The sequence below is a fragment of the Reyranella sp. genome, assembly GCF_965227665.1.
Taxonomy (GTDB): Bacteria; Pseudomonadota; Alphaproteobacteria; order Reyranellales; family Reyranellaceae; genus Reyranella.
In genome coordinates, this window is sequence record NZ_OZ245767.1 from 2,257,774 (window position 1) to 2,282,402 (window position 24,629).

Here is a 24,629-nt window from a genome sequence, read left to right on the forward strand (position 1 = left end):
CACGCGTCGTCATCGGCAGAAAATCGCCGGGGTGACCTGCAGTGATGCACTTCAGGAGTCGTTCGATTGCGGCAGGGCGGCTCTTCGCGGTCGCAGCATCGCCAGGATCCGATCAGAAGCCGAGCGCGCTGAGCCCCGGGTGATCGTCGGGCCGGCGGCCGAGCGGCCAATGGAACTTGCGGTCCACGTTGGCGATCGGATGCTCGTTGATGCTGGCGAGGCGGCGCCGCATCAGCCCGTCGGCATCGAATTCCCAGTTCTCGTTGCCGTAGGCGCGGAACCAGGTGCCGCTGTCGTCGTGGAACTCGTAGGCGAAGCGGGCGGCGATGCGGCTGCCGGCAAAGGTCCAGAGTTCCTTGATGAGGCGATAGTCGAGCTCGCGCGCCCACTTGCGCCTGAGAAAGGCTTCTATGGCGTCGCGGCCTTGGAGGAACTCCGCGCGATTGCGCCACTGACTGTCCGGCGTATAGGCCAGTGCGACCTTGGCCGGATCGCGGCCGTTCCAGCCATCCTCGGCCAGGCGAACCTTTTCCGTCGCTGTCTGCTCGGTGAAGGGCGGCAAGGGTGGACGGGACATAGCGAGCCTCCTCTCGAGTCAGATGATCTTGCGCGCGCGCAGGTCGGCGAGTTCGGCCGGCCCGTAGCCCAGCTCTCCCAGCACCGCGTCGTTGTGTTCGCCGAGTTCCGGCGCGATGCCGGGCCTGGCCGGTGTCTCGGAGAACTTCCAGGGCGTGCCGTGCACCTTCAGCTTCTTCCCGAGCTTGGGATACTCGACCTCGGTGACGTAACCATTGGCCATGACGTCGGGATCGTTGGACGCTTCGAAGAGCGTATTGATCGGCGCCGACACGATGTCCGCGCCGCGCAGCCGCCCCACCCAGTCCTCGCGCGTACCGGTCGCGAACAGCGCGTCAAGCGTGGCGAGAAGTTCGTTGCGTTTGGGGTCGTTGTCGATGATGACGCCGAGGTCGGCGAAGCCCGCCTTTTCCAGCGCCTCGTAGAAGCCGAGCGACGTCATCGCCTCCTTCCAGTCCTCCGGACCGGTGATCTGAAAGACCAGCGGTTTGCCGTCGCGATCGTCGAAGCTCGCGCTGATGCCCGGGCGCTCGCGCGTGCCCGTGACGCGGGCCTGGCCGGTAACCGGATTGCGGTCGCGCCACATCGTCGTCTGGAGCGTCCAGCCCATCAACCGGATCTGCCCACCCAGCAGCGAGAGATCAATCTTCTGGCCCACGCCGGTGGTACGGGCATGTGTGAGCGCCGCAAGCGCACCGCCGAACGCCAGGATGGCGCAGGTCTCGTCCGCCACGGACACGACACCGGTCCGCATCTTCTGGCCCGGCATCGAGTAGGCCTCGGCAATGCCACCCAGCGCCTGCGCCATCGAGTCGGTGCCCGGCAGATCGGCATGCGGTCCGTCGGGGCCATAGCCCGAGATCGAGACATAGACGAGCTTCGGGTTGACCTTGCGCAACTCCTCCCAGCCGAAACCGTTCTTTTCTGCCGCGCCGGGTCGGAAGTTCTGGCCGAAGATATCGGCCCTCGCCACGAGCTTGCGCAGGATCGCGCGCCCCTCCTCGCTCTTGAGGTTCAGCGTCACGCTCTTCACGCCACGATTGTTGGTTTCGAAGAAGGTGCTGCCCATGCCCGGCAGAACGGTCATACGGCGCGACGGGTCGCCGCCGTGGGGCGATTCGATCTTGATCACGTCGGCGCCGAGATCGGCCATCAGCATCCAGGGCACGGTGCCCGCCTGCGCGGTGGAGCAGGAGACGACCTTGACGCCCTGAAGCGGGCCGTGGGGAACAGACATCGACGGGGCTCCTCTGTGAGGATCCCACGCTAGAGCAAGTTCAGGCAGGCGTCTCCAGTCGCGCCACGTCGCAGAAGCGGACGAGGCGGCTGGACGCTTCGTCCCACAGCGTGAGCCGCGGCGCAGCGAGACCGGCACGCAGGCTGAGGGGCGAAACGGCGCGCACCTTCTGGGCGGCTTCGTGAGCCTGCGGCAGCCGGTAGTTCGGAATGCGCTGGTTGAGATGATGCACGTGGTGGAAGCCGATATTGCCGGTGAACCAGCGCAGGACGAGCGGCAGATCGAACCAGGACGATCCATCCATCGCGGCATCGACATAGCGCCAGGCGCCCCGACCGCTCCACTGCGCCCCGGGAAAGCGATGCTGCAAGGTGAACAGCCAGACGCCGAGGATCGACGCGACGACCATTATCGACAAATGAACCAGCAAGACGTCGCGCCAGCCCAGCAGCAGAACGAGGGTCGCGAACAAGGCCACGAGGCTCGCATTGGTGAGGAGGACCGAGCGGCGCTCCCGCACCCACGCGCGCGGCGTGTCGAACGGCACGCGGTAGAGCAGCACGAACACCAGCGGCGGCAGCAGGAAGTTGGCGATCAGCGGATGGCGGACGAGGCGGTGGGCGAACCTCTGGCGGGGTGACAAAGCGAGATAGGCCCGCACCGTCAGGCACGAGGAATAGATGTCACTGCCGCGGTCGCCACGATCGAGGTTGTTCCATTCGGCATGATGCTGCGCATGCTGGCGGCGCCAGTTCGCGAACGGCGTGAAGGTGCACAGGCTGCACAGGCGGCCGACGATCATGTTGGCGCGACGCGACCTGAAGAACGAGCCGTGCCCGCAATCGTGCTGCACGATGAACACGCGCACCATGAAGGCGCCGGTGGGTATGGCGAGAGCCAGCACGAGCCACGGCGAGATACCGCATGCGGCGTACATGGCCGCGCAACCCGCGAGGAAGGGGCCGAATGAGGTTGCAATCTGCAGGAGGCTTTGTGCCTGAGAAGGCTGCGCGAACGAGGCGGCGGCAGCGCGCAACTGGGAATCTATGGGATCGGGGGTAGAATGAGGCTCCATGAACACCTCCGTCCTTCGCCACGGTGCAAGGACCCGCTGTATTTGGCCCTTGATAGTGTCGGAACAAGGGACCATATGAAGCTCGTCGATACACGGACATCTGATTTGGTCCGCGCCCGCCGGCGATGTTCAGCGGCCCGCTCCACGACACTTGATCCCGAAAGCCAGTGCAATTTCGACGGGCTCCAGCGCGCTTCCGCTTGTTCAATCGCGGAAAGAGCGCACGGACTCGCATATCCAAAATAGAAAAGGGGTCTCCCATGACAACGACGACGGGAACCGTGAAGTGGTTCAATATCCAGAAGGGCTTCGGCTTCATTCAGCCGGACAATGGCGGCACTGACGCCTTCGTGCACATCAGCGCGGTCGAGCGCGCCGGCATGAGCATGCTGAGCGAGGGCCAGAAGCTGGAGTTCGAGCTGGTCGCCGATCGCAAGAGCGGCAAGATGGCGGCGGAAAACCTCAAGGCCGCATCCTGATCACGGGCCGCCGGTAACACGGCGGCCGCCCTCCTTCCTGCGCGCCACCACGGATGTACTGGGGCGCGCGGCGGGAGTGGCAACGCGATATGGCCCCGTTCCTGAAAAGGGACGGGGCCTTTCGCGTTCTAGGGCACGTCAGCTTGTCTTGAAGACCTTGGCCATCGCCGACATGAGGTCCTTGGGGCCCCTGTCCATCAGCATCGCCTTGGGCAACTCCTCGAACCGCTGACGGCCGGTCTGCGTGAGGCACGGCCCGTCCTTGCTGTCCTGGATGAGGCGCAGGCTGCGCAACCGGGTCAGGTCCTGGGCACGCATGGCCCGCACGTCGGACTGGCCGAAGGCAACGCGCCGGAGCGTGACCTCCTCGTCCGGGGTCAGGATGGCCTGCGCGGTACGCGGGGGTTCGGCTTTTCGTTCAATGGTCATGTCGCAACCTCGTCTTGCGCTTCGAGGCATCGTCGGATGCTTCGGAATAAGGAGGCGCCGACGGAGACGTCGCCGAATACCCTCCTTAAATGGGCGCTCGGCGCGGGCGCGGCAAGCGCTCATTCCCGCGCTGGCGGCAGACGTTCAGGGAGCACCCAGCACTTCCTGGGTGAGACCGGCGCATGGCACGTCCTTGGCATTTCCGAAAACCGGGGTCGGAATGGGGATCACGCGACCCAGCGAGACCTGCGGCGTGCGAAGCTTGCCCTCGATCATCACCGCGCCGTGAAGGTCGAGCAGATCGAAGCTCTTCGGATCCGAATCGATCTCGGCCTTGAGAGCCTGGCTCTTGAGGGAGAGCTGACCCTTCACGTGCAGAACGGATTTCTGGGTATCCAGCAAGGTCCGGTCGAACGTCACATTTCCCTGCTGGAAGTTGAGGCGACTGACGGCACATTTGATGGGTATTCGGTTGTCGCCGGTAACATAGAGCACCAGCGCATCGAAGATCTGCAGGCCCGCCAGGCTCACCATCAGGCTGCTGACCGAGCCGCCTCCGAGCACGAACGCCATATGTCCGTTGGCCGTGCCCATGACATGCGCCAGCGAGCGACCGTTGCCGGCGAGCACCACCCTTCCCTGGATTTTGCCTTGCGTCGCGTCGAAGTAACGGGACTGGCGGAAGAAGTTCTTCAGTTCGATGTCGGTGGCCCTGAGGTTGGCTTTCACTTTCGGATCGTCGGTGCGGGCATCTATGCCCATCTCGCCCGCGATCGTTCCCCCGCCCATCACCGATAGCGTTAGCGGCTTGACCGTGACATTGCCGTCCTGGATCAGGACACGGAAAGCCAGCGCCTGGACCGGCAACCAGGGCGGCGCGACGACCCGCTTGGCGTCCAGGGCCACGTCCATGTTCATCGCTCGCAACTTCTCGACCTGCAGGGGCACATTGGGAAAGAGATCGCCCGACGCTTCGAGCTGAGCCTGCGTCTGGGCCTGCTTGGCGGACACATTGGTCTTGCGCGCGGGCGTCGCGCCCACCAGGGGCGCAAGGTCCTCGAAGACGAGCTTCTGCGACAGGAGCTTGGCCGTCAGAAACGCGGGCTTGCGCCGCTCGTCGATCGTGACTTCGCCCGTGAGATCGCTTTCTCCGACCCGCCACTTGGACTGAATGAACTTCCAGAGCCCGGTCTCGCGTTCCAGTTTGCCCGTGATCGTGTACGGCGGTGTTGGCGGTCCCGGAATGCCCAGAAGCGGATAGATGTCGGAAAGGTTGGGACCGGAGAGCGTGAGGTCGACGTTGGCCCCCGTCCACTTGAAGGGATCCTGCACAGTCCCCTTCATCTTCAGCCTGGTCCCTCCGAAGGACACGTCGAGGTCGAGCGGATAGGGCTGATCGGTGTCGCGCAGCATCAGCACGGAGCCCCCGACGAAGCGCACCTCGAGCGCCTGGCCCTCCAGCTTGCCCTTCAGTGACAGTTCGGCCGCATCCTCCGCCTTGCCGGTGGCCGTCGAGACCGTGCCATCGAGTTCCAGCTTCCGCTTGGGATCGCGGTAGCCCAGCTTGCCTTGGCTGATCTCCAGCTTGCCGATCACCGGCGCGTCGAAGCGGCTTTCGGGTTCGAGCGCCTTCGCCGCCCCCGTGATGACCGGCGTCTCGTCCATGCTCCAGTTGAGCTGTTCCGTGTCGCCGGTCTCGACCTGAACCTCGGGCTTGCGCAGCACGAGACGGGGCAGGACGAGATTACCGCCGAGCAGCGGCCACAGGCGTATGTCGAAATCGACCTGATCGACCTTGAGCATGTAGGGCGCCTTGCCCCATTTGGCATTGGCGACCTCGATGCCTTCCAGTTTCACATTCGTGGTCCAGCCCCACTGGACGGCAACCTTGGCAATCTGTGTCTTGCGGCCGGTGAGATCACTGGCCCGGCCTTCCAACTGGCCGCGCAGATAATCCGACGTTGCAACGAAATAGATCGTGCCGGCGGCGATCAACAGGAGGCCGAGGAAGATGCCGGCCGTCCAGCCCAGAATCTTGGCGGCACGTTTCATCCACCCGAAACGTCACGAGCCCCCTGCGGTTGCAGCGCGGCTGCCCAAGGCCTGATGGGGCTCCCGCCGCACTCACCTCTGAGATAGCAGGCGCGACTGCGAGAAGCATAACAAGGGTGTGACCGCCAGCTCCATCGCCAGCGCTCCCATCACCGCCGGCGACAGCGGATCGCCCATGATCACCCCCAGCAGGCGGCAGACGCCGCCGATCACGACAACCACCGTCAGCACACGGATGCGCTCCGTGCGCCGTTCGATGCCGGGGATCGACGCCCAGAAGACAAGCCCGATGCCGAGCAACAAGCCCGACAGATAGCGGCCATGGTTCAGTTGCGAACCCAACGATCCGACAAGCGGTTGAAAGACACCCCACAAGCCGGCAGCGACCGGCACGATCCCGGCCACGGCGAAGCCCACCTGTGCGGCGCGCTTCGACACGAGCGACGTGGCACTCATCCAGCCCAACCCTTTCCCGACTTTTAGCCGGCTTCTCTCTGTACGGAGGAACCAGCCAAGGCGATCAGTGGGGCGGCATGGAGAAGCGATCTCAGTCCCCGGCTGCGATGTTTCTTTCCCTGGCGATGCCCGCGAAGGTGTCGACCGTGCGGTCGAACAGCTGACCGAAACCCTTGCCGTCGAGGCCAACGGGATCGAAGCCGAGATCGGCGAGGCGCGCGATCACGGCCTTGTCCTGCAGGACGGCCAACACGGCGGCATGGAAGCGCTCGATTGCAGCAGCGGGCGTTCCCTTCGGCGCCAGCAGACCCTGCCATGTGGCCTGCACGAAGCCCGGCGCGATCGTCTCGCCCGCCGTGGGGACGCCGGGGAACGCCTTGGACCTCTGTTCACTGGTGATGGCCAGCGCCACGAGTTGTCCGCCGCGCGCCTGCGGGGCGCCGGCCGCGAAGGTAACCACACCGGCGTCGATGTTGCCCGAGATCAGATCCTGCAGCAGCGGTCCGCCGCCGCGATAGGGCACGTGCGTCACGCGCAGATCGCCTGCCGCGCGCAGCAGCAGTTCGCTCGTGAGATGCTGGCTGCTGCCCAGGCCCGGCACGCCGACATTGAGCTTGCCGGGATTGGCCTTCGCCGCCGCCGCAAAGGCCTGTGCCGTGGCGAAGCCAGAACGCGGATGCGTGAACAGCCCCTGTGGTCCGGAGATCGCCAGCGTCACCGGCTGGAAGGCCGGATAGAGCACCGGCGTGCCCGCCACGGGCAGCGCCTCGGTCGCCGCGAACGTATCGTTCACGAGCAGGATCGTGTAGCCGTCCGGCTGCGCGCGCGAGGCGCTGAGCGTGCCGACACGCCCGGCACTCCCGCCGATATTGTCGATGATCACGGTCTGCCCGAGCTGGGCGCTCAGCGGCGCCTGGAGGACGCGCGCGAAGGCGTCGACACCACCGCCGGGCGGCCACGGCACGACGATCTTCACGGATCGGTTGGGATAGATGCCCTGGGCGCGCGCGACGAGCGGCGCGGCAAGGGTGGTGGCGGCAAGGCCGGCCAGCAGGTGACGTCGCTTGAGCATGACTTCTCCATTCGCCGCCGCGGGTGCGGAGCGTTGGCTTCGATGAAGGTGTTGGGATCAGACGGTGTCGCGCGTCAGCGTCGACACGAAGGGCGGAGAAATGATCTGCAAAACATGCATCGAAACTGGCCGCCGCCCCGCTTCGGGTCAATGAAACGGGTTCGTCGATCTGCGGCCGGACGGCGGAGGAAAATTCTGCGCGGACTGTGACGCGCAGGAAGCATTGCGCGATGACCGCAATGCCTCATCGAAATGCGGCGCGGACGCGCGCCGTCGCGTCAGTCGGCGAGCTGGGTACGCCCCAGGACCACGTCTTCGTAGACGTGCAGCGACGGCAGGCCGCCGGTATGGATGAACAGCACCTTGGCGCCGGGCTTGAAGTGCCCCTGGCGTGCCAGCCCGATCAGGCCGGCCATGATCTTTCCCGTATAGACGGGATCGAGCAGGATGCCCTCGGTGCGCGCCAGCATCTGGACGGCCTCGACCATCTTCTTGTTCGGCACCGAATACTTCGGCTGCCAGAATCCACCAAAGCTCTTCACCGCCGACGCCGGCACCTTGATGTCGAGGCCCAGCAGGTCGATGACCGCCTGCGCTTCCTTCAGCACCAGCGGCTCCTGATCGGCGGGATCGCGGCTCACGCCGACGCCGATCAGCGGGACCTTGATGTTGTTGCCGAGGAAGCCTGCGACCATGCCGCCATGGGTGCCCGAGCTGCCGGAGCCGACCACCACGGCGTCGGGGGAGAAGCCCATGTCCAGCCACTGGACTTGCATCTCCTGCACACAGGCGACATAGCCCAGGCCGCCGACGGCGTTCGAGCCGCCCCCGGGAATCACATAGGCCTTGCGCCCGAGCGAGGCGACTTCCTGGGCAACCTTCGACATGGCCTCGCCCATGTTGGTGCCGCCGGGAACGACCGTGATCGCCTCGACGCCCATCAGTTCGAACATGAAGTTGTTGCCGCCGGCTTCCTTCTTGTAGCTGCCGGGAACGCGCTCCTCGATGACGAAGCGGCACTTCAGCCCTTCCTTCACCGCCGCCGAGAGCGTGATGCGGCAATGGTTGGATTGCGGCGCGCCGCAGGTGACGAGCGTGTCGCAGCCCTGGGCAATCGCCTCGCCCGCCAGGAACTCGAGCTTGCGGGTCTTGTTGCCGCCGGGGAACAGACCCAGCATGTCGTCGCGCTTGATCCAGACATCGGGACCGACGCCGCCCGGGCAGCTGGCGGCGAGGGCCTTGGTGAAGTGCGGCAGGTGTTCGATGGGCGTGGGCGCGTTGGTGTAGATGCGACGCGGAAAACGAGACAGGTCCATTCAATCAGCTCCAGCTAGGAATACGCGCCCTCGCCCACCGCCGCGGACGAAGTCTTCAAGTCACTCGGTGATGACACCGCAGACGATGCGGTCGCCGGCATTGCCGGTGGGGTCGGTCTTGTAGTCGTCCGGCCCGGCATGAATGATGATCGCCGAACCATCGGCATCGAACACCGAATTGGGCTGTCCCTTGGCCAGCGTGATCATGTGATTGGCGACGTCGATCCTCAGTTCGCCGTTGGCCGGGATGTAGAGGTTCGGCATGTCGCCGGCATGAGAACCTTCGGTGGCTTCCATGCCGTGCTTCTTGGAAGCGGGATTGAAGTGCCCGCCGGCGCTGGTGAAGGGCGCCTCGCACTTGCCAACCGCGTGGATATGGAACGCATGCTCACCGGGCGCCACGCCCTTGAGCGACATCTTGAGCAGCACGCCGTGCGGCGTCTGGAGGAGCTGGACGGTGCCGACGTCCTTGCCGGTTGCGTCCTTCAGCGAGGCCTTCGCGGTCGGGCTCTGCGCCTGGGCAGCAAAGGAGATGGCAGCGATTCCGGTTGCAGCGAGCAGGCTGCACATCACTGGGGCGATACGCATCGGTTCCTCCGTCGTTGTGGTTGGGACGTCACCCTACTCCAGGACCTTTGGCGGCCGGTAGAGCGGAAAGCCGTTGAAGGGCTTCGAATTCTCGTGATCCGGCACCTGATAGAAGGTCGATTTGCCATAGTTGTGCAATCCACCGTCGACCCGCAGCGTGGCGCCGCTGACGTAGGCCGCAGCGTCGCTCAGCAGATAGACGATGGCGCCCGCAATCTCGGACTCCGTGCCATGGCGTTTGGCGGGAATACGGTCCTTCACCGAACGCAGCGCCCCGTGGGCGCGTTCGGGATAGCGGTCGAAGCCCGACGACGCGATGAAGCCCGGAATGACGGAGTTCACGCGGACCCCCGAATGAGCCCATTCGATCGATGCACTGTAGGTGAAGTTGGTCTGGCCGGCGCGGGCCGCCCCATTGTGGGCCATGCCCGGATTGCCCAGTTCGAAATCCGCACCGACATTCACGATGACGCCGCCATGGGCTTCCATCGCGGCGAGGTAGACCGCCTTGGAGACCAGGAAGGTCGCGGTCATGTTGTTGGCGACCACGGCGTTCCAGCCGTTCAGCGAGATGTCCTTGAGCTGTGCGGGAAACTGGCCGCCGGCATTGTTCACCAGCCCGTCGATGCGGCCACTCCAGGACATCACGCCTTCGATCGCCGCCTTGACCTCGTCCTCGCGGCGCAGGTCGGCCGAGTAAATGAACGTGTCGGGATCGCCCAGCTCCTCCTTCACCCGTTCGAGCTTCTCGAGCGTCCGGCCGACGAGAGCGACACGTGCACCGAGCGATTTCAGCTCATGGGCGGTACAGCGGCCGATGCCGGAGCCGCCCCCGGTGACGACGATGGTCCTGCCGGCGAAGAGACCGGGCCGGAAAACGGAGTCGTAGCGTACGCTGCCTGTCATCGTCCTCCCCGCGCCTGGATGTGAAGACTATCCTTCGCGGGTGCGCAGCGCGAGGCGGCCGAGATGGCGTTGCAGGAGGCGCATCAGCGCAAACCCGGCCTGCAGGGTGATACCGAAACAGAGGATGCCGATGGCGAACAGGACCATCTTGTCGCCAAGGGTCGGCATCAGCTCGGCCTCGCGCAGGATGACGGCGATCCCCTCGGGCACGCCGATGGCGGCGCCGGCGCTGGAGGACATGACCAGCACGAAGAAGGCACGGGTCACATTGGGCAGGAACAGCAGCGCCCCGAGCGGCGAGCCGTCACGCAGCTGCCGCAACGCCTCGCCGCCATTGTCGGCGACATAGGCCGCGGCATAGGGCACGAGCGACAGTGCGACCGTCATGATCCCCGACGGCGCCACATGGACACCGAAGAGGGTCGCGTCGGACGGGATGATGTTCAGCAGGAAGAACATGACCACGAAGGTCGGAGCGGCCCGCATCAGGCCGATCAGCGTCGTGGCGACCGCGCCACGCACGCCGCCCGCCAGCTTCGCCAATGTCAGCAGGCCGCCGACGGCGAGGCCGATCAGCAAGGCGATGGCCGCGATCTCGAAATTGACCACCATGCCGGCCAGCAGCTGCGGCACGAAATCAGGAGAGATCTTGTTCATGCCGTCACCATCTGCCGGCGTTCGAGCCAGATTCGCAGTTTGTCGCACAGCCAGACCACGACCATCACCACGCAGACGTAAAAGACGAGCAGCAGCGAATAGGTGCTGGCTCGGCCGCTGGCGAACGAGGTGATGTCGGTAAGCGCGCTCAGAAGCTCGGGCGCGCCGATGAAGCTCGCGATCGGCGTGCCTTTCGCCGCGTTGACGAGAAAGGACACGATCTGGGTGGCCGAGCGGCTGACCGCGCGACCGAACAGCTCGAAGGTCGGCGCGGGCGCCCCGCCCCGTTCGGTCTGGAGGGTGTGCATCGCCTCGCCGATGGCCTGCCCCGCATTGGCGCCGTTCATCAGGCCGAGCGCCACGATGGCCGCGCCGATTGCCACGGCCGAGGAATAGGGAAAGAGCGCCAGCGCCACGGCGGCGGAAATGACGAGGGTCAGCACGACCGGCGAGGATTGCAGGACGATCGTGAGCGCACGGGCTGGCCAGCGCAGCAGCAGGGAATGCGAACTCTGCAGGGCCCCCAGCACAACGGCAAACAACAGCGTCGCCGCAAGGGCCCCGACGACCAGCACCAGGGAATTCGCGATTCCCGCCTTGAACAGCTGCCAGGCCGGCATGGTCTTGAACATCGGGAACTGCACGCTGATGCCGGTGTGCTTCTCCAGCCAGGCCTCGAAGGCGGTCACCTGGCCGGCAAAGGGCGTGGGCTCCAGAACCGCGCTCAGCGCCGGCAGGATGCAGCCCGGGTCGCTGCTTCCGGTATCGGTGTTGCAATCGGGCCGATTCCAGACCGCACGCTCGAGCTCGAGAAAGCCGAGGCCGATGCGGTTCTGCTTTGCCACTTCGAGGAAGATGCCGTCGCGATGGAAGATCTGGCTCATCAGGTCGAGCGCACGCGCCAGGCGATCGCTGCCGGTCAATGCCACGGCCATTCCCCAGGGAAGCTGGGCGAAGCCGAATTTCCTGTCGTAGGCCTTCGCGAACGCCGGGTCCGTGAAGTAGTAGTCGAAGAAGCTGTCGTCCTGGGCGGCCAGAACGCAGGTCTCGTCGCGCAACCTGTCGGGCAGCACACCCGCCTCGTCGAACAGCATCAGGCGGGCATTGTGCGAGACGATCTGGGCGTTGGAGTTATTGCCGATCGTGACGCAGATCGTGCGGCTGGCAATGTCGGGCCAGTCCTTGATCGTGAGGCCCTTCGGCCCGACGATGATGGTCTCCGAGCGGTAGTAGTGCGGACGGATGAAGCGCACCTGGCCGTCGCGCTGGGTGTTGTGCCCCATGGTCGCGATGGTGAGGTCGATCTTGTCGTCGGCGAGCAGCGGGATTCGGCTGGCGGCATTGACGCGCGTGAAGGCCGGTTCGACGCCGAGATGTTGGGCGATCTCGCGTGCCACATCGACGTCGTAGCCCGAGCGGACCTGGCCCTCGCGGGTCCCGAACAGCGGGTAGTATTCACGTACGCCGACGCGGATCTTGCTGTCGCAGTAGATACGGACCAGCCGGTCGAGGCCGGGCTGCTCGCAGGCGCCGGGGACGGCCGCGGCGGCACGCGCCTCATCGATCAGTTTGGCCAAGGCCGCATCGGGCGTTTCGGCGCGCACCGGCAGACCGGCCAGCAGAACGAGCCATGCGAACACGACGGACAGTACGCGACGCGAGGTCATGTCAGCCTCGCGAGCCGGCGGCGATTTCGACGATATGCATGTCGGCGAAGACATGCGGCCCGTAGCGATGGATGGAGCGACCCTCCTCCGCGCGTAGAATGGAAGGTGTCATCAGTTCGATCTTTTCGTTGGCGATATGGACCAGGACGGTACTGGCGATGTGAAGCACGAGACCGTAGCGTTCGAGAATGCGGCGCGAGTGCTCGACATCGACAAATGCATTGTGGGTGATGAGGGCACGCCCGTTGACCGCGAGATGATCCGAGAGGCCCTCGAGGAACGGATCGAGCAGGTCGCGGCCTTCGATGCCGCCCGCGCTCCAGGTCGACAGCCGTCCCGCCACTTCGAAATGATCCATCGGAAAATGCGGCAGATTGGCGACGATCAGGTCGAAGCGCCGTCCCGCCACCGGCTTCCACATGTCGCCGCGATGGATTTCCGCCTCGTGCCCGAGCTCCTGCAGGAGCGCCCGGCCAGTGGCGATGGCGTCGTCCTCGATGTCGATCCCGCAAAGCGAGCCGGCGCCGAGACTACCCAGCACGGCGAGAATCACCCCGCTGCCGCAGCCGATTTCGAGCGCGCGGGCACCGCAGACGCGGCTCGGTTCCGCACGGAGCGCCTGCACCATCGCAGCCGTATACTCACTCGGCCGCAGCGCCGCGACCGCCGGAGAGGACTTGCGGGCGTCGAACATCGATCAGCGCGACATCTGCAGCGGAACGAGTCGCGTGGGATCAATCGCAGCCAGACGGGCAGCCATCGCGCGCGCCACCGGATCGCCGGGGTATTCGACCAGGATCTCCTGGTAGCGCGCCAGCGCCGTCGCATAGTCCTCGGCGACCAGCGCACTGTAGGCGGTTCGCGTGAGTTTGCAGAGGCGAACGGTCGCCTGATCCGGTTCGAACTCCGGGCCGATCCCGTAGGCGCCAACCAGTTCGTAGATCGGAATCTTCGAGCGGCGGCCCTTCACGGTGACATCGTCGATCGGCCGCACGCACAGCCGCTCGCCGGCCTCCTTGAAGACGGCATGGCTGATGCAGATGCCCGTGCCGTACTCCTTGTTGATGCCTTCCAGGCGCGCCGCGACGTTCACGCCGTCGCCCATGACGGTATAGCTCATGCGCTCCTTGGAACCGATATTGCCCACCAGGACGGCGTCGCTGTGGATGCCGATGCGGACGTTCAGCGGCTTCTTGCCGTCCGCCTCCCACTCGGCGTTCAGTACCTTCATGCCCTCGCGGATGCGCAGCGCTGCGAAGCAGGACCGCTGCGCATGGTCTTCGAGCAGGGCCGGCGCGCCCCAGAAGGCCATAACGCCGTCACCGATGAACTTGTCGATCGTGCCATGCTCCATGTTGACCGCATGGGTCACCACGCCGAGATAGGCCGAGACGCGAAGCAACAGCTCCTGCGACGGCACTTCCTCCGACAGGGTCGAGAAGCCCTCGAGATCGGAGAAGAAGATGGTGAGGAAGCGGCTGTGGCCGCCCAGCACCAGCCTCTGATCCGAGTCGAGGAGCTGGCGCACGAGGCCCACGGGCACGAAGGCCGCAAACGACTTCACCGCGGAGTCCAGCGTGTCGATGGCGCGCGCGAGGACCGCAACCTCACGGATCGGCGACTTCAGCGGCGGAAGATTGTCGCCCTCCAGATCCTGGATATTGGTCACTTTGCGCGCGAGCCGCTCCAGCGGGGTCGAGACGACGCTCGACAGGAAATAGATGATGCAGATCTGGACGACGATGGCGATCGCGCCGAACAGGGCCAGGCGCTTGTTCTGCTCGTCGAACGCACTGGTGAAGTCGGCCAGCGGCGTTATGACGAAGAGCTGCCACCTCTTGCCGAACTCGGGAGGAAGGGTCGCCAGTCTCGCGACATAGGCCTGTCCGGCATGTGCGAAGGAGAACATCTTCTCGTCGCCGCGCGGCCGGAAACTGAACGCGATCGCCGGCAATTCATCGCCGAGCGACGTGATGTGCTGCAGTTCGACCCTGCCATTATGGCTGGCGTAGGTCCGGACGCGCTCGGAATTGGCAATGACCCGGCCCTGGTGGTCGAGAATGTAGGACTGCGTGCCCGGGCTGATCTTGCGCTCGGCGAGATAGTTGGAGAGCCCGTCGAGCGTGATGTCGGCCGCAGCGACGCCGCGCAACGTACCGTCGACATAGAACGGTGCACCGACGGTGAAGCCGACGAGTCCCAGGGTCGCGAAGACGTCGACGTCGCTGACCGACAGCTCACGGGTCTCCTGCGCCGTGCGATACCACAGGCGTGCGCGCGGATCGTAGGCGGTGGTCTGCTCGGAAATGCCCAGTTCCTTGCGATCCGCATCGAGGAACAGATAGTGGTCGATGGGAGCCGAACCGCGCTGCGGCGCGATCCAACGATCGGCGTAACGCGTGCCCGGCGGCGGAAGTTTGCCCTGAATCTCGACCGCGGGATCGATCTGCCGGGCCTGGCGGAAGGAGCCGTCGTCCAGGCCGACATACATGCTGATGATGCGATCGCTGTGCTGCAGGATGCTGAAGAGATACTTCAGCGAGCGGTTCCCCTCGAAGAAGCCGGGCTCTTCCGCGCCGATCACGGCGGCACTGCGAACCAACGACTTGATGGGATTGAACAGGTTCTGGATGTTCTCGATCGCCTCGACGCTGAACCGTCCGATCAGCTCGTCTGCATTGTCGCGCGCGATCTTCTCGTTCGAGACATAGTTCACCGCCACGATCGCAAAAAAGACCGGCACCGTCAGCAGAATGAACAGCGTGAGGATGCTGGGACGCAGCCGCAAATTTTTCGCGAAGGAGCTTGGCATTGCGCGGCTGGGATATCCTGGGACGGGCGATAGAAACACTATAAATGAAAGGAGATTCAGCGTCCACGCGCCCTGCCCGCGGCATCGCTACAGCGGTGGTCGCCTTATATGCCAGTCGGTCTCCCGCTGATAGGCGTGTCCCGCCGCGAGAATGGCACCCTCCCCGAAGCCTCTCGCCACGATCTGGAAGCCCACCGGCATGCCATCGGCGCTCATACCGCCGGGAAGGGTCAATGTCGGATGGCCGCTGAGATCGAAGGGCGCCGTATAGCGTAACCGTCCCGCGACGGCTTCAGGATCGCGCCCGGCCGCCAGCAGAGCCTCGGTCGACCACACGGCCCTGGCCATCACCGGCATCAGGAGCAGATCGACCGATCCCAACAGGCGATTGAGTTCGCCGGTGAGTGTCGCTCGGCGCAACTGCATGCGGGCAAACTCCACCGCCGAGAGGCGGCGTCCCTGGTCGAGCAGGCCCGACAGGACCGGGCCGTATTCGGAGGCCCGCGACGGATAGGTGGCGTCATGGGCCAGCGCCGCCTCGACACCGCACAGGGGCACCCAGTCGCGCGCGCCCTGGTCGAAACCGTCGGGCAGCTTCACGTCGACGATCGTCGCACCTGCCTTCTGCAGCACCTCGAGGGCGCCGTCGAGGGCGCGCTCAGACTCCCCGTCGAGCCCATGCAGGTTGGAGGGCAAGCCGATACGCCTGCCCAGGACGCCCTGGTCGACCGACGCGGTATAGTCAGGCACGGGTAGGTCGACAGAGGTCGGGTCGTCCGGATCGGCACCCGCGATAACGCCGAGCACGATTGCGGCGTCGAGGGCGCTGCGGGCCATCGGGCCGATATGGTCGAGGGACTCCGCCAGCGGGAAGACGCCGGCGCGGCTCACGCGCCCCCAGGTGGGCTTCAAACCCGACAGGCCGTTCATGGTCGAGGGAAAACGGATCGAGCCGCCGGTATCGGAGCCCAAGGAGGCGAAGCAGAGCCCGGCCGCCGTGGCCGCGCCGGACCCAGACGAGGACGAGCCCGTCCAGTAGGCAGGGTTCCAGGGATTGAGGGGCGCGGGGATGGCGGGATGATGCGCGCCATAGGCCCCCTCGGTCATCTGCAGCTTGCCGAGGATCACCGCGCCCGCCTGCTTGAGACGGGCAACCACCGTTGCATCGCGTGATGGAACGTTGTCGCGATGGATCACCATGCCGGCCGCCGTCGGGACGCCCTCGGTGTTGCACAGATCCTTGACCGCGATCGGCACGCCGTGCAGCGGGCCCCGCGAGGTGCCGGCGCCGGTCTCTTCATCGAGGCGGGCCGCATCCGCCAGCGCGCGATCAGCCGTGACAGTCGCGTAGCTTCGCAATCCAGGATCGACCTTGTCGATGCGGTCGAGGAGGGAACGGGTCAGCTCGACGGACGAGATCTTTCGCGCCTTCAGGCGCCGCGCGGCCTCGTCGAGCGACAGGTAGTGCAGGTCGGCTGGCATGCGGACTCCCTCACAGCGACTTCTCCATGACCTGGATATGTTCGCCGCGATAGTCGCGCCGCTCAAGCGCCGTCCAGCCCAGGCGCTCATAGAGCGCAGCGGCCGAAGTCGTGAAGAGATAGAGCCGGTCGTATCCGATGCGCCGCGCCGCTGCCTCGACCGCGCTCACCAGCGCCGAGGCGATGCCCCGATGCCGATGGGCCGGCGGCACGTACACACTTGCGAGCCAGGGATTGCGGGGATCGCCTTCGAGATCGTCGAAGATCAGGGACGCCGTGCCAACCATCCCATCGTGGTCATCGAGGGCTACGAAAGCGATCGGCACCCTGTCGAGGTTCATCTTGCCCCGAACCTTGGCCCGACGTTCGTCCAGAGTCTGCCCGGGACTGAGGTGTCCCCACTCGTCGAATCCCCAGATGGAAACCTGATCGACCAGATCCGGGCGTTCGACGAGGGGAACGATTCTCATGCCGTCAGTCGACCGCCTTGAGGTTGACCGCAGCCGAACGGCCGCGCTCGGTGGCAATCTCGTATCCGATCTTCTGGCCTTCGTTGAGGCCGTTCAGGCCCGAGCGCTCCACAGCGCTGATATGGACGAAGACGTCCTTGCCGCCGTCGCTCGGCTGGATGAATCCAAATCCCTTCGTGGCGTTGAACCACTTGACGGTGCCTGTAGCCATCTCTCTCTCCTGGGCAGTTAAACGAGCACACAAATGCGCGCTGGCGGAGCGCTCGCGGCTACCGCCTTCGACAACCTTGAATTTGGGGTGAAAGCTCGCGGGGAAATCCGGGGCCGCGGCGGGCCGGGCCGGCAAAGCATGGCCAAGTTCGGAGTCGTAGGATCGCATATGAAGGACGTAACGTGCTCACCTCAAAATGGCTCCCCCAAGAGTCTACATTGTTGCGCCAATCTTCCACGGCTCGAACTCGTCGTCCCCGATACCGAGAATTTCAGACTTGGTTTTCTGGCCCGAGGCCGTGGCAAGAATATGATCGAAGATGCGACGGCCGTTGTCCTGGATCGTCTCCTCGCCGTCGACGATCGTTCCGCAATTGATGTCCATGTCGTCAGTCATGCGCCGATAGAGGGAGGTATTCGTCGCAAGCTTGAGCGAAGGCGTCGGCTTGCAGCCGAAGACGCTGCCGCGCCCCGTTGTGAAACACAGGACGTTGGCACCGCCCGCGACCTGCCCCGTAGCCGACACCGGGTCGTAGCCGGGCGAGTCCATGTAGACGAAGCCCTTGGCGGTGATCGGCTCTGCGTACTTGTACACGTCCACCAGATTGGTGGTGCCGCCCTTGGCCACCGCGCCCAGGGATTTCTCGAGAATGGTGGTGAGTCCGCCCGCCTTGTTGCCGGGCGACGGATTGTTGTTCATTTCGCCGCCGGTTCGGGCGCAGTGATCTTCCCACCAACGGATGCGCTCCACGATCTTCTCGCCGACCTCGCGGCTGACCGCGCGCCGCGTCAGCAAATGCTCCGCGCCATAGATTTCAGGCGTTTCGGAGAGAACCGCCGTCCCGCCGTTCCGCACCAGAAGATCGACCGCCGCACCGAGGGCCGGATTGGCCGAGATGCCCGAGTAGCCGTCGGACCCTCCGCACTGCAGAGCAAGGATGAGCTCGCTCGCCGGGATCGGCACACGCTTCACGTCGTTCGCTTCGGGCAGGATCTCCTTGAGGAAATCGACGGCGCGCATCACCGTCCTGGACACGCCGCCCTCGTCCTGGATCGCGAGAGGAATGAGCTTCGGCCCTTCCTTCAGCCCCTCGGCCGTCATCAGGCCGGATATCTGATTGGTCTCGCAGCCTAGTCCGAGCACTACGACCGCGGCCATATTGGGATGTCGGACATACCCCGCGAGCGTCCGGCGCAGCACGTCCATCTCGAGGCCCGACGCCGCCATGCCGCAGCCGCCCCCATGCGTGAGCGGCACGACGCCATCGATGTTCGGAAACTGCGCCAGTACGGGCGCCAGCCTCGAGGCGATCATGCGGCTGGTCGCGGCCGAACAGTTCACCGTCGTCACGATGCCGATGTAGTTGCGCGTCGCCGCCCGCCCGTCGGTGCGGCGGTACCCCTGGAAGGTCGCCGGCGGCATGATGAAGTCGGTGGGATGTGCATCGGCGCAGAAGGCATAGTCGCGCTCGAAATCGCCCATGACGCAGTTATGCGTATGAATGTGCGTCCCGGGCGGAAGGTCATCGGTCGCGAACCCGATGATCTGATTGTACTTGCGCAGCGGCTCGCCCTTCCTGACCGGCCGCGTGAGAATCTTGTGACCGGGCGGCACGCGCGTGGCAGCCGCCACGGCTCCCTCGACGTTCGTCCCAGGCAGGATGTCCATGCGCGCCACGACGACGTTGTCGGCGGGATGAAGTCGAATGGTAAGCGGGGCGGTCATCTCTGTCTCCTCCAGGTCGCCGCACTTGCGGCGGCATTCCTGTCAGAACCTTAGTACGGCACCGGCCAGCGGCAACTGCTTCCTGTACGAATCGCCCGCATGAAAACGGGGCGCCGAAGCGCCCCGTTCCACCTGACCGCACATGTCAACCTCGGTCAGCCCCAGCCTGGGCTCCAGCCCGGCCCCCATGCCGGGACCGGCCGCTCTTGGACCCAGCGGCCATCGACCCAGACCTGACGACCGTGATGCCATGTCCAATAGCCCGGCACCCAGACACGCTGAACCGGCGGCGCATAATAGCGCGGCGGCGGTGGTGGCGCGTAGTAGCGCTGAGGCTGCGGCGTCCCGATCCAGAAACCCAAAGACTGCGCGGCTGCGGGTGTGACGGCCGCGGATGCCAGCGTCGCCGTCGTGAAGGTGGCGGCGGCGGCGAGTGCGGTGAGAGCAATACGCTTCATCATTGTCTGCCTCCGTTCTGCGCGGCAGCAACGCCGCGTCATACAGAGGTACGCATCGGGAGCGCCCGACAGGGCCATCTCACCTGAGGAATTCGCGCGCTCTTTCAGCCGCTTTTCGGCCACCCTCAGGTTGCGCCAATGAGCAGAATAATCACGCCCGCCACGCTCACCAGGATGCCAAGCAGCCCGAGGGCATGAAGCCGCTCGCCACGCAGGAATATCCAGCTCATCACCACGCCCATGAGCGGAAAGAGTGCGACCAGCGGCGCGACCACCGTGATCGAGCCAAGCCCGAGCGCCGCATAGAGAAGGAAGGTGGCAGTGCCGTTGGCGAATCCGACGGCCAGGAACCATAGCACCCCGCTGCGGATCGCCGGCCCTTCCCTCAAGGCGCGACGCCCGACCAGAGACACGATCACGACCGAGGAGAGCGCATAGCCGATGGCCGCGGCGGCCAGCGGCTCCGGCCAGAGCGCGAGCCCGGTCTTGATTGCCGGCTGGATGGCGCCTCGCACGAGCGCGGCTGCAAGCGGCAGGCCGAGTACCCAGACCGACCAGTGGCGACCGCCGGTGCCGCCCCGCAGCGCCAGCAGGGCCACGCCGCCCACCACCATCGCCAGGCCGAGCAGTTGCAGGAGGCTGAGATGCTCGCCGAGGAACAGCACCGCCCCGAGCACAGCGAAGATCGGCGTCACATTGCCCACCGCTCCGGCCACCGCCGGTCCCAGCCGCTCGTTCGAGCGCACGGAGAGGATCGAGACCACCACGGGGAAGATGCAACCGACCCCGGCGAAGATCAGCGCCGCGTCGAGATTGAAGGTACTCCAGTCCACGAACACGATCGCGGCCATCCAGGCAACCACGAGGGCTCCGCCAATGGAATAGAGCGGCGAGCGCCAGGAGGGCATCGTCCGCAAGCCGAACTGCGTCAGGATCAGCGCCAGTGCGAAGCAGAACGCCGCGCCCAAGGCGAGGATGGCCGCACCGCTCATCGTCTGCTATGTCCGCGCGCTTCGAGGGACGACGAGGATAGAATGGACACGCTCACCTACTGGAACGGCACCTGGCACGAGGGCAACCCTGCAATCCTGGGGCCGCGCGACCATGCCTTCTGGCTGGGCTCCATGGTATTCGATGGCGGCCGCGCCTTCGAGGGGTGCGGTCCCGACCTCGACCTCCATGCGGAACGGGTGGTGCGTTCGGCCCGCGCCATCGGCCTCAACCCGACCCAGACGCCGGAAGAGATCCTGAAGCTGATGCACGAGAGCGTGCGCCGCTTCGGTCCCCAGGCCGAACTCTATGTCCGCCCGATGTTCTGGGCCGGCAAGGGCGGCGCCGGTCCCATATCGGTCGATCCTGACTCCGCGCAGTTCCTGCTTTGCACCTATGTCTCGCCGATGCGCGCCGGCACGCCGCTGACGCTCGGCCTGTGCCGCAGCATTCGCCGGCCCGCGCCCGAGACCGCGCCGACCGACGCCAAGGCGAGCTGCCTCTATCCCAATTCCTCGCGCGGTGTCGCCGAAATGCTGAAGCGCGGCTTCAACAACGGCGTCGTGCTCGACCCGCTCGGAAACGTGGCCGAGACCTGCAGCTCGAACCTGTTCATCGCCCGCAACGGCGTCGTCGCGACGCCGGTGCCGAACGGCAGCTTCCTGGCCGGGATCACGCGCTACCGGACGGTCAAGCTGCTGCGCTCGGCCGGCATCACGGTCGAGGAGCGCACGATCCGTCCGGCGGAGTTGGAAGAAGCCGACGAGATGTTCACCACCGGCAATGCCGGCAAGGTGCAACCGGTCAGCCGTTACGAGGACCGCGACCTGCAGCCCGGCCCGATCGCCGCCCGGGCCCACGACCTCTATATGGCCTTCGCCCGCACCCAGCGGGTGATCTGAAGCCTCCCGGCCGCGGGCATACTTGCGGGCCGGGCGCGAATCGATACTGTCGCGCCATGACTGCAGCAGAGCGCGACACGAGCTTTCTTGCCGGGGGCGGCGAGATGGGCGCGCTCATGCGAGCCCATGACTGGGAGAACACACCGATCGGCGCCCCGGCCGGATGGCCGCAGTCGCTGCGCACCGCGGTCCGGCTGCTGCTGAACTGCGGCCATCCGATGTACATCTGGTGGGGCCCGGACCTCATCTGTTTCTATAACGACGCCTATCGGCGTTCGATCGGCCCGGAACGCCATCCGTCCTCGCTCGGCCGGCCCGGCCGCGCCGTGTGGGAGGAGATCTGGCCCATCATCGGGCCGCAGATCGAGCAGGTAATGGCTGGTCGAGGCGCCACCTGGAACGAGAACCACCTGGTCCCGATCACCCGCAATGGGCTCCGCGAAGACGTCTACTGGACCTACAGCTACAGTCCGATCGACGATACCGCTGCCCCCCACGGCGTGGGCGGTGTCTTGGTGGTATGCAGCGAAACCACCGAGAAGGTGCTCACCGAGCAGCGCCTCATGGCCGAGATCGAGCGCCAGCGCCGCATGTTCCAGAAGGCCCCGGGCTTCATCGCCGTCCTGAGCGGCCCCGAACACGTCTATGAGTACGTGAACGAAGCCTACTTCGCCATTGCCGGCCAGCGCGACTTCATCGGTCGCCGCGTGCGCGACGCCCTGCCGGAACTCGAAGGTCAGGGCTTCTACGAATTGCTGGACCGGGTGTACCGCACCGGCGAGCGCTTCATCGCGCGGGCAATGCCGGTTCGCCTCGGCAACGATGCCAGCATACGCCTCATCGACTTCCTTTATGAACCGATGCGCGACGAAACCGGCGAGGTCTACGGCATCTTCGTTGGCGGCCATGACATCACGGCCCACAAGGAGGCCGAGCGGCAGTCGCTGCTGAGCGAGGAATCGCTGCGACTTACCACGGAGGCGGCTGAGATCGGCATCTGGGACGTCGACTTCACGACCGATACATTGACCTGGTCGCCGCGCACCAAGGCCATGTTCGGCTTTTCGCCGGACGCCGTCTGCGCGCTCGACGACTTCTACGCCGGCCTTCACCCCGAAGACCGCGATGCCATCACCCGCGCGTTCGGCGCGGCCCTCGATCCCGCGGTCCGGGCAACCTACGACGTGCAGTACCGGACGATCGGCCACGACGACGGCGTGGTCCGCTGGATCGCGGCAAAGGGCAAGGGCATGTTCGATGCCGACGGCAGGTGCTACCGCGCGGTCGGCACCGCCATCGACATCAGCGCGCGCAAGATCGCCGAGGCGCGTCACGCCTTCATGCTCGAACTCAGCGATGCCCTGCGCGGCAACGACACGGACAAGGCGTTGGACGAAGCCTGCGCCCTGATGGGCCGCTTCTTCGGTGTCAGCCGCGTGGGCTATGGCCATCTCGATCCGGTCGAGGACGTGTTCGACTACTCGGTTTGCTGGACCGACGGCCGTGCGCAGCCGCTTCTCGGTCGGGTCCCCGCCCGCGCCTTCGGCATCAAGATCGTGGCCAAGCTCGGCGCGGGCGAGACGGTCGTGGTGAACGACCTCCAGACAGATCCGCTGAGCGACGAGGAGGAGACGCGGGCCACCGCCCGCGCGGTCGACACGCGCGCCATCCTGGTGGTGCCCTTCGTGCGCGCCGGCCGCCTGCGCACGATCGTCTACCTCAACGACCGGCCGGTCCGTCGATGGCAACCCGACGAGGTCGCCTTCATGGAAGAAGTGGCCGAGCGGACCCGACAGGTGATCGAACGCGGCGAGGCGGAGGCGGCGCTGCGCGCGCTCAACGCCACGCTCGAAGCGCGGGTCGAGGCACGGACCGCCGAACTGCGAACGGCGGAAGAGGCGTTGCGCCAGGCCCAGAAGATGGAGGCGATCGGTCAGCTCACCGGCGGCATCGCCCACGATTTCAACAATCTGCTGCAAGGCATCACCGGCAGCCTCGACCTCGTGCAGCGGCGTATCAGCCAGGGCCGGCTGGGCGACCTCGACCGCTTCATCACCGGCGCCATGACGTCGGCCAACCGCGCCGCCGCCCTCACCCACCGGCTGCTGGCCTTCGCGCGCCGCCAGCCGCTGGATCCCCGCCCCGTCCACGTCAATCCGCTGATCGGCTCGATGGAGGAGCTGCTGCGGCGGACGCTGGGTGAAAGGATCGACCTCGACCTGAAGCTGGCCGGCAGGCTTTGGCTGACGCGCTGCGACGCCAACCAGCTTGAATCCGCGATCCTGAACCTGGCGATCAACGCGCGCGATGCCATGCCCGAAGGCGGACAGCTCGTCATCGCGACCCACAACATGGAGGTCGACGAGGCGGCCGCGGCCGCGCATGCCGACAGGGCGGCCGGCGACTATGTCTGCATCTCGGTCAGCGACAGCGGCACCGGCATGGATGCCGAAACGATTGCCCGTGCATTCGAGCCATTCTTCACGACCAAACCCATAGGGCAAGGCACCGGTCTGGGACTTTCCATGATCTATGGCTTCGCGCGCCAGTCCGAGGGCTATGCCCAGATCGAGAGCGAACCCGGCCGGGGCACGACCGTCCATCTCTGCCTGCCGCGCTTTCAGGGCGAAGCCGACGACGAGACCGCCGCGGACGCGACCAGGGCCGCGCTGGCCGAGAGCGGCGAGACCGTGCTGGTGATCGAGGACGAGCCGGTGGTCCGCGGCCTGGTGGTCGAAGTGCTCGCCGATCTGGGCTATCGCGCCGTAGAGGCAGTCGATGGTCCCCAGGGCCTGGAGATCGTGCAGTCGGCGCAGCGCATCGACCTGCTGATCACCGATGTCGGGCTACCCGGACTGAACGGCCGCCAGGTCGCGGACGCGGCCCGTGCCCTTCGTCCCGATCTCAAGATATTGTTCATGACAGGCTATGCCGAGAACGCGGCCCTCACTTCCGGTTCGCTCGACCCGGGCATGACGCTCATCACCAAGCCGTTCACCATGGAAGCGCTTGCCACACGCGTGCGCGAGATCATCGAGACGCCGTAAGCGGCGGACCCTGGATGGGCCCA

The 24,629-nt window shown here is 65.7% G+C and carries 23 protein-coding genes; 3 read left to right on the top strand and 20 right to left on the bottom strand.

Features of this window, described 5'->3' with window-relative positions; translation table 11 throughout:
• Positions 1-112 precede the first annotated feature (112 nt).
• The 3 genes from ACO07I_RS10940 to ACO07I_RS10950 are packed head-to-tail and all read right to left on the bottom strand — an operon-like array spanning position 113 to position 2,750.
• A complete protein-coding gene (locus tag ACO07I_RS10940) occupies positions 113-577 on the bottom strand; it encodes a DUF1348 family protein (RefSeq protein ID WP_422017172.1) in 465 nt (154 codons plus the stop codon).
• Positions 578-595: 18 nt separating this feature from the next.
• Positions 596-1,813, bottom strand: a complete 1,218-nt coding sequence (locus ACO07I_RS10945) for a CaiB/BaiF CoA transferase family protein (protein WP_422017174.1) — start codon at positions 1,811-1,813, stop codon at positions 596-598.
• Between the two features lie 40 nt (positions 1,814-1,853).
• Entirely contained in the window at positions 1,854-2,750 is an 897-nt protein-coding gene (locus ACO07I_RS10950; RefSeq protein WP_422017176.1) for a fatty acid desaturase family protein, read from the bottom strand.
• Between the two features lie 398 nt (positions 2,751-3,148).
• Here ACO07I_RS10950 and ACO07I_RS10955 point away from each other — a divergent pair, with 398 nt between their 5' ends.
• Positions 3,149-3,367 carry a cold-shock protein gene (locus ACO07I_RS10955; protein ID WP_230553079.1) on the top strand — a complete coding sequence of 73 codons (219 nt, stop codon included), beginning with the start codon at positions 3,149-3,151 and terminating at the stop codon, positions 3,365-3,367.
• A gap of 138 nt (positions 3,368-3,505) precedes the next feature.
• Here the strand turns inward: ACO07I_RS10955 and ACO07I_RS10960 are convergent, their stop codons facing one another.
• From ACO07I_RS10960 to ACO07I_RS11040, 17 genes are all read right to left on the bottom strand, one after another.
• Entirely contained in the window at positions 3,506-3,796 is a 291-nt protein-coding gene (locus ACO07I_RS10960; RefSeq protein WP_422017179.1) for a hypothetical protein, read from the bottom strand.
• A gap of 144 nt (positions 3,797-3,940) precedes the next feature.
• The gene (locus ACO07I_RS10965) at positions 3,941-5,848 is read right to left on the bottom strand and encodes an AsmA family protein (protein WP_422017181.1); all 1,908 of its coding nucleotides are present in this window, start codon (positions 5,846-5,848) and stop codon (positions 3,941-3,943) included.
• Between the two features lie 72 nt (positions 5,849-5,920).
• Entirely contained in the window at positions 5,921-6,304 is a 384-nt protein-coding gene (locus ACO07I_RS10970) for a DUF4345 domain-containing protein (protein WP_422017183.1), read from the bottom strand.
• A 91-nt stretch (positions 6,305-6,395) separates the two neighbouring features.
• The gene (locus ACO07I_RS10975; RefSeq protein ID WP_422017185.1) at positions 6,396-7,376 is read right to left on the bottom strand and encodes a Bug family tripartite tricarboxylate transporter substrate binding protein; all 981 of its coding nucleotides are present in this window, start codon (positions 7,374-7,376) and stop codon (positions 6,396-6,398) included.
• 278 nt (positions 7,377-7,654) lie between these two features.
• On the bottom strand, positions 7,655-8,692 hold the full coding sequence (locus ACO07I_RS10980; RefSeq protein WP_422017187.1) for a D-cysteine desulfhydrase: 1,038 nt from the start codon (positions 8,690-8,692) through the stop codon (positions 7,655-7,657).
• Positions 8,693-8,752: 60 nt separating this feature from the next.
• The gene (locus ACO07I_RS10985; RefSeq protein ID WP_422017189.1) at positions 8,753-9,280 is read right to left on the bottom strand and encodes a superoxide dismutase family protein; all 528 of its coding nucleotides are present in this window, start codon (positions 9,278-9,280) and stop codon (positions 8,753-8,755) included.
• Between the two features lie 33 nt (positions 9,281-9,313).
• On the bottom strand, positions 9,314-10,186 hold the full coding sequence (locus tag ACO07I_RS10990) for an SDR family oxidoreductase (RefSeq protein WP_422017191.1): 873 nt from the start codon (positions 10,184-10,186) through the stop codon (positions 9,314-9,316).
• A gap of 27 nt (positions 10,187-10,213) precedes the next feature.
• Entirely contained in the window at positions 10,214-10,843 is a 630-nt protein-coding gene (locus ACO07I_RS10995; protein WP_422017193.1) for a hypothetical protein, read from the bottom strand.
• A complete protein-coding gene (locus tag ACO07I_RS11000) occupies positions 10,840-12,510 on the bottom strand; it encodes a transporter substrate-binding domain-containing protein (protein ID WP_422017195.1) in 1,671 nt (556 codons plus the stop codon). Before ACO07I_RS11000 ends, ACO07I_RS10995 begins: the two co-directional genes overlap by 4 nt.
• A gap of 1 nt (position 12,511) precedes the next feature.
• Positions 12,512-13,204, bottom strand: coding sequence for a methyltransferase domain-containing protein (locus ACO07I_RS11005; RefSeq protein WP_422017197.1), 693 nt, complete (start codon positions 13,202-13,204; stop codon positions 12,512-12,514).
• A 3-nt stretch (positions 13,205-13,207) separates the two neighbouring features.
• Positions 13,208-15,298: an adenylate/guanylate cyclase domain-containing protein gene (locus ACO07I_RS11010; RefSeq protein WP_422017199.1), complete on the bottom strand. Its 2,091-nt coding sequence runs from the start codon at positions 15,296-15,298 to the stop codon at positions 13,208-13,210.
• A 111-nt stretch (positions 15,299-15,409) separates the two neighbouring features.
• Positions 15,410-16,804, bottom strand: a complete 1,395-nt coding sequence (locus ACO07I_RS11015; RefSeq protein ID WP_422017201.1) for an amidase — start codon at positions 16,802-16,804, stop codon at positions 15,410-15,412.
• 10 nt (positions 16,805-16,814) lie between these two features.
• Entirely contained in the window at positions 16,815-17,273 is a 459-nt protein-coding gene (locus ACO07I_RS11020) for a GNAT family N-acetyltransferase (RefSeq protein ID WP_422017203.1), read from the bottom strand.
• Positions 17,274-17,277: 4 nt separating this feature from the next.
• The gene (locus ACO07I_RS11025) at positions 17,278-17,484 is read right to left on the bottom strand and encodes a cold-shock protein (protein ID WP_422017205.1); all 207 of its coding nucleotides are present in this window, start codon (positions 17,482-17,484) and stop codon (positions 17,278-17,280) included.
• A gap of 213 nt (positions 17,485-17,697) precedes the next feature.
• Positions 17,698-19,209 carry a UxaA family hydrolase gene (locus tag ACO07I_RS11030; protein WP_422017207.1) on the bottom strand — a complete coding sequence of 504 codons (1,512 nt, stop codon included), beginning with the start codon at positions 19,207-19,209 and terminating at the stop codon, positions 17,698-17,700.
• Between the two features lie 155 nt (positions 19,210-19,364).
• Positions 19,365-19,670 (bottom strand): hypothetical protein, encoded by a 306-nt coding sequence (locus ACO07I_RS11035; RefSeq protein WP_422017209.1) that lies wholly within the window; start codon positions 19,668-19,670, stop codon positions 19,365-19,367.
• A gap of 122 nt (positions 19,671-19,792) precedes the next feature.
• Entirely contained in the window at positions 19,793-20,659 is an 867-nt protein-coding gene (locus ACO07I_RS11040; RefSeq protein ID WP_422017211.1) for an EamA family transporter, read from the bottom strand.
• 42 nt (positions 20,660-20,701) lie between these two features.
• On the opposite strand from ACO07I_RS11040, the gene ACO07I_RS11045 reads away from it, so the two are divergent.
• Both ACO07I_RS11045 and ACO07I_RS11050 read left to right on the top strand, forming a co-directional pair.
• Positions 20,702-21,559 (top strand): branched-chain amino acid aminotransferase, encoded by an 858-nt coding sequence (locus ACO07I_RS11045; RefSeq protein WP_422017213.1) that lies wholly within the window; start codon positions 20,702-20,704, stop codon positions 21,557-21,559.
• Positions 21,560-21,615: 56 nt separating this feature from the next.
• Positions 21,616-24,606 (top strand): ATP-binding protein, encoded by a 2,991-nt coding sequence (locus ACO07I_RS11050; RefSeq protein ID WP_422017215.1) that lies wholly within the window; start codon positions 21,616-21,618, stop codon positions 24,604-24,606.
• Positions 24,607-24,629: the final 23 nt, after the last annotated feature.